Annotated in this window: 6 protein-coding genes and 1 pseudogene; 2 read left to right on the plus strand and 5 right to left on the minus strand. The window is 52.1% G+C overall.

The genetic code is table 11. From position 1 onward, the window contains the following. Positions 1 to 88 precede the first annotated feature (88 nt). Entirely contained in the window at positions 89 to 583 is a 495-nt protein-coding gene (locus ABYW01_RS13655; protein WP_372833578.1) for a hypothetical protein, read from the plus strand. Then, positions 580 to 1,923, plus strand: a complete 1,344-nt coding sequence (locus ABYW01_RS13660) for a sigma 54-interacting transcriptional regulator (protein ID WP_372833581.1) — start codon at positions 580 to 582, stop codon at positions 1,921 to 1,923. The genes ABYW01_RS13655 and ABYW01_RS13660 overlap by 4 nt, the downstream gene beginning before the upstream one ends. A gap of 108 nt (positions 1,924 to 2,031) precedes the next feature. Here the strand turns inward: ABYW01_RS13660 and ybaK are convergent, their stop codons facing one another. From ybaK to ABYW01_RS13685, 5 genes and pseudogenes are all read right to left on the minus strand, one after another. Beyond that, positions 2,032 to 2,511 carry a Cys-tRNA(Pro) deacylase gene (ybaK, locus tag ABYW01_RS13665; RefSeq protein ID WP_372833584.1) on the minus strand — a complete coding sequence of 160 codons (480 nt, stop codon included), beginning with the start codon at positions 2,509 to 2,511 and terminating at the stop codon, positions 2,032 to 2,034. Between the two features lie 96 nt (positions 2,512 to 2,607). After that, positions 2,608 to 3,174, minus strand: a complete 567-nt coding sequence (locus ABYW01_RS13670; RefSeq protein ID WP_372833587.1) for a hypothetical protein — start codon at positions 3,172 to 3,174, stop codon at positions 2,608 to 2,610. 6 nt (positions 3,175 to 3,180) lie between these two features. Next, entirely contained in the window at positions 3,181 to 3,729 is a 549-nt protein-coding gene (locus tag ABYW01_RS13675) for a YSC84-related protein (RefSeq protein WP_372833590.1), read from the minus strand. Positions 3,730 to 4,008: 279 nt separating this feature from the next. Next, the gene (gene mobA, locus ABYW01_RS13680; protein ID WP_372833592.1) at positions 4,009 to 4,611 is read right to left on the minus strand and encodes a molybdenum cofactor guanylyltransferase MobA; all 603 of its coding nucleotides are present in this window, start codon (positions 4,609 to 4,611) and stop codon (positions 4,009 to 4,011) included. A gap of 26 nt (positions 4,612 to 4,637) precedes the next feature. Continuing rightward, a pseudogene (locus ABYW01_RS13685) lies at positions 4,638 to 5,048 on the minus strand (molybdopterin molybdenumtransferase MoeA); the annotation flags it as partial.

The raw sequence follows: 5,048 nt of genomic DNA on the forward strand, positions 1-5,048 counted from the left end.
CCCGGGCGGGCCGCGGCGGCGTCACGCGTCGGCCTCAGGAAAACAAGGTCTGTTTTCGTCTGGCATTAAGTGAATTGAGTACCTAAGAATGCGTATTGGAATCGTGTTACTGCTAACAACCCTAATCACGGGCTGTGAATTTCAGCAACAATTAAAAGAGATGTATGAAGAAACCCCAAATGTCGTCACCGGATGCCATATCGGCGATGCGCGGCTCAGTGGTCTTCTGTTTCAAGAACGCAGCTACCTGACAGCAAATGGGACTCTGCAACAGGAAATGCTTCACAACGCGATCAAGGCTAAGGACCACCCTCAAAGCGCACTGCTATTATCGCAACCAAAGTCCAGCGTCAGCGATCTGACAAAATCTCTACAATACTATAAACAGCAGGGTACCAATCCATCAAAGGAATGTCCGGGTGACCGCTACCTGCTACTCCGTCATGCTCAGACTAAGTTACTGCTACAAATAAATCAGTACAGCAGTAGCCTACGAAAAGAAAACCTAGAGCTGCGTAAAAAGATCGAAGCCCTGACTCAAATTGAACAGGAGATCAGCCGCGATCGGGAGATTGCCCAGTGAGTACTCACATTCTGCTTGTCGATGACGATACCTCGCTGCTTAAACTGCTCAGTTTACGCCTGACATCCAGCGGCTATCAGGTGACCTGTGCTGAAAGCGGCGCACAGGCCCTCACCCGCCTGGATGACAGCATTGACCTGGTGCTGACCGACCTGCGCATGGAGGGTATGGACGGCCTCGAACTGTTTGATCAGGTCCAGAAACGCCGCCCGGACCTGCCCGTGGTGATTATCACGGCCCATGGTTCAATTCCAGAAGCCGTGAAAGCGACTCAGGATGGTGTATTTGGTTTTCTGACTAAACCGATCGATCGTGAACAGCTGCTCGAAACCATAGAGTCAGCCCTCTCTGGCACTCCAGCCAGTCCGGCAGACTGGTGCAAAGAGATCGTCACGCGTAGCAGCAGCATGTCCGAGCTTCTAGCGCAGGCAGAGCGGGTAGCCCATTCTGCGGTCAGCGTTCTCGTCAGCGGCGCCAGCGGTAGTGGTAAGGAGTTGCTGGCACGTGCGATTCATAAAGCCAGCCCACGTCGCAACCATCCATTTGTAGCCATCAACTGTGGAGCCCTGCCCGAACAACTGCTGGAATCCGAACTTTTTGGACACGTAAAAGGCGCATTTACCGGTGCAGTCAGCCGCCATCAGGGCCTGTTTCAGGCCGCCAACGGAGGCACGCTCTTCCTCGATGAGATCGGCGATATGCCGATGCCCTTACAGGTTAAGTTGCTGCGTGTTTTACAGGAACGTCAGATTCGTCCCGTTGGTAGTACCGAATCAATTCCAGTCGATGTAAGAGTGATCTCCGCCACCCACCGCGATCTGGATAAGGCGATGCAGGAAAACGACTTTCGTGAAGACCTGTACTACCGTCTGAACGTAGTAAACCTGCATCTTCCACCGCTGCGCGAACGTCCGGAAGATATTCCGTTACTGGCGCGCTACTTCGTCGAACGCGCGGCAGACCGCCATAACAGTAAAGTTAAAGGCCTCTCTCCTGCAGCATTAACCCTACTCGCCCAGATGGCTTGGCCGGGTAACGTGCGTCAACTGGAAAACATCATCGAACAGGTGACCGCACTCAGCACCACGCCGATCATCTCTGAAGGGGCTATTGCTCAGGCTCTTTCCAACCAGGATCACGTGCTGCCGACCTTCAACGACGCCCGCGCCGAGTTTGAACAACGGTACCTGACCAAAGTGATGCAGATTACCGAAGGCAATGCCAGCCAGGCAGCTCGTATTGCAGGACGAAACCGCACGGATTTCTACAAGCTGCTGAACAAGTACGACCTGGAGCCCGCGAAATTTAAGCCCGATAACGGAAAGCTAAAAGCGAGTTAGTGCACAGGACTCCTTCCATGAATCATATTGTCTGAAAGACTCTTTAAGCACTGTGATAAAAGGGATGCTCTCAGGAATGCGAAGTCATCCTTTAGAACACCCGACTACTTACTCTCCCCGTCCAATCGGCGCTAATACAGCGCCAGTCAGCCTCATCAAGTCAGCGGCCGCCATTTCGATTTCCAGCCCTCGACGGCCAGCACTCATACAGATGCTGTCATACCTTTCAGCGCTGTTATCAAGCACCATAGGCAGACGTTTTTTCTGTCCCAGCGGGCTGATGCCACCGACTACATAACCGGTCGCACGTTCAGCATCGGTTGGATTGGCCATTGCGACTTTTTTTGCTTTCAACGCGCTGGCCATCGCTTTTAAGTCCAGTTGGCCAGATACCGGCACAACGGCCACGGCCAGCTTACGATTATCACCGTTCATCGCGACCAATAGCGTTTTAAAGACCCGACCATACTCCAGCCCCAGTGCTTCAGCCGCTTCCTCACCGTAGGACGCCGCCGCAGGATCATGGCTGTACTCATGGATGTTGTATTTAACCTTGCCCTTTTTTGCCGCGTTGATTGCCGGTGTCATTGTTAGCTCCTTATACAGCAGAGCGGCCATTATAGGCCGCTCTGTATCAATCCTCTAATCACCACGGAATCTGGTCTTACCATGCAATCAGCTGTTTTATTCGCGCATTCCACGTCCGACGAAGACATCAGCAATATCGATGACATCAATAATCGTCCCTTCCCCCCGGCTCATGCGGATCACTTTGTCCTGTATACGTATGATCTCTTCCGTCGCTGCGTCGTAAGGCAAGCGTTCTGCCAGGCGTTCTGGAACCGGATGCGCATAGGTTCGCATTTCGCGGTCCACAACCTCACCACGTTCCAGCTTTCGCTGCCAACCCGGCGGTAATTCGCCACCACGATCCAGCTTTTTCTGTAGACCCGGCGGCAGATCTTTTACCTTTCCACCTTTATGACCGTGCCCGACACCCTCTTCGGCATAATAGTCACGAATCACATCGTGCTCATGCGCTGAAAAATACTGCTTTTTATCCGACGTTCTATACTTTTTATCGGCTTTATCAGGCTTAGTTTTCTCTTCAGATTTCGCCTTTCCTTTGGCTTTTTTCATCTCTTTTGATTGTTGTTTCTCGTGTTTATCATTACCTGCCCATTCGGGCTTTCCCGCTAAAGCGGGGCTAGAAGCCAACGCTACACAGATCAATCCAATCAATACACGCATATTTATCTACCTGTCGATTTTGCTGATTTTTGCGCCCTCAATGGTGAGGTTGTACATCAGCCCTTTATTAGAAAAAATAAACCCGATAATAGGTTGCTGGGCGGTCTGGCTATCGATCTCGCCACCGGCACCAAATGTCGCCACTGCGACACTGCCATCCACACCAGCTTCCCAACCATCGCTGTATAGAAATTTGTTCATCGCTTTCTGTGTCATAAACAGGATGACCTCAGACTTCATCTGAGCACCGAACTGCAACCCCAGAGAGGCCGAAACCAGATTGTAATACCCTTGGGTTTTGCCACCTCGAAGCAACGCACCTTCGCCGTACTCCCCGCCAATACCAAATCCTGCTTTGATCACCTCAGGAAAGACTAATACCCCAACCGCGTTCTGAGTGAGACGTTTACCGGACGATGAGCTTTTGTATAACTGAGACAGGGCTTCCTGCACCTTGGCGTTAATCTCCTGCCGCGAGGCCGCCTGAGCACTTGGAATCATCAGCATAACGCTGAGCAATAACAAAAAAGTGAGCTGTAGTTTCCGTAACATCATCAATTCCCCTTCTCTGGGATAGTTGTGTGTTACCTACCTGTAACGAGCCTGTGACCGAAAGCCGCAAGACTGTACAACAGCCGATCAGAGGTGTCCTGAGATTCAGATTAGTGCGGGAATACAGTTCTGGCAAAAAGCGTACGATGATCGGAGTGGTATTGGCAAGAAAAGTTCAGGGTAAAGCCAGACCTGATCAAGTGACAAGGTATCACGATCAGGTATTTACAACGATGGTTCCTATTGGTTGGGTATCGCTGGCGCTCGCCCCAACCAACAGCATCAGGCTGACAAGGAGAGATGTTCGAAGGTGTTCATGTTCACCAGACACTGGGCATGGGTTTCAACATCAATTTCCTGAATCGGAAACTGCTTGTACCACTTAAATACCGCACGCTGCCCGGACGCAAGCGTCTCATTGAGGTTTGCATGGTATTGCAGAGGGATAACCGCATGCAAAAATTGCGGCCGTCCAGCCGCACGCAGCAAAGTAATAGCATCGGGCTGTTGCCGCGCTTTATTGATCAGCAGAGCAATCAACTCCTGACTGATCAGGGGCGTGTCACAGGGCAGCACCAGTAGATGACTGTGCTGAGTGCTTAGTTGATTCATTGCGGCCTGTACACCCGCCAACGGCCCCACAAACCCTTGGGTATCATCGGTCACCGTCTGCTCACCAAACCCGGCATACACAGACTGATTTCGATTACAGCTGATCACCAGTGCATCCACCAGCGGCCGCACTTTTTCCAGCGTCCAGCTGATCATCGGATCTTGCTTGAAGGGCACGAGCCCTTTGTCTTCACCGCCCATACGACTGCCCTGCCCACCGGCAAGAATCACCGCAGCGACTGAGGTTACAGGTTTCAGATCAGATGATTTCATCACGCGGTCTCCGTGTCGTATCCGGGTTAGGCCAACAGGCCTTTAAACGGGATAAATTCAAGCTGATCGCCCTTTGCAACCGCCTGCTCGGAAGGGATAACTAACAAGCCATCGGCCATCACTGAAGAGCTAAGTACGCCGGAGCTTTGACTGTGTGCAGGCGCCGCACTCAGCTCCCCGTTGTCTACGCTGAGGGATGCACGCAGGAACTCCTCGCGTGCAACCACTTTCTTACGTTCGTAACCACTTTTCACCGAGAAGCGTTTTGGTAACACCTCACCACAACCCTGCATGGTACGAATGTACGGACGTGCCAACATCAGGAATGTCACCAGTACAGCACCGGGATTGCCCGGCAAGCCGATAAATGGAGTGTCTCCGACACGACCATAAGCCAGCGGTTTGCCCGGCTTGATCGCCAGACGCCAGAGCATCAG

This window comes from Pontibacterium sp. (genome assembly GCF_041587635.1).
In the GTDB taxonomy this organism is placed as follows: Bacteria; Pseudomonadota; Gammaproteobacteria; order Pseudomonadales; family Balneatricaceae; genus Pontibacterium.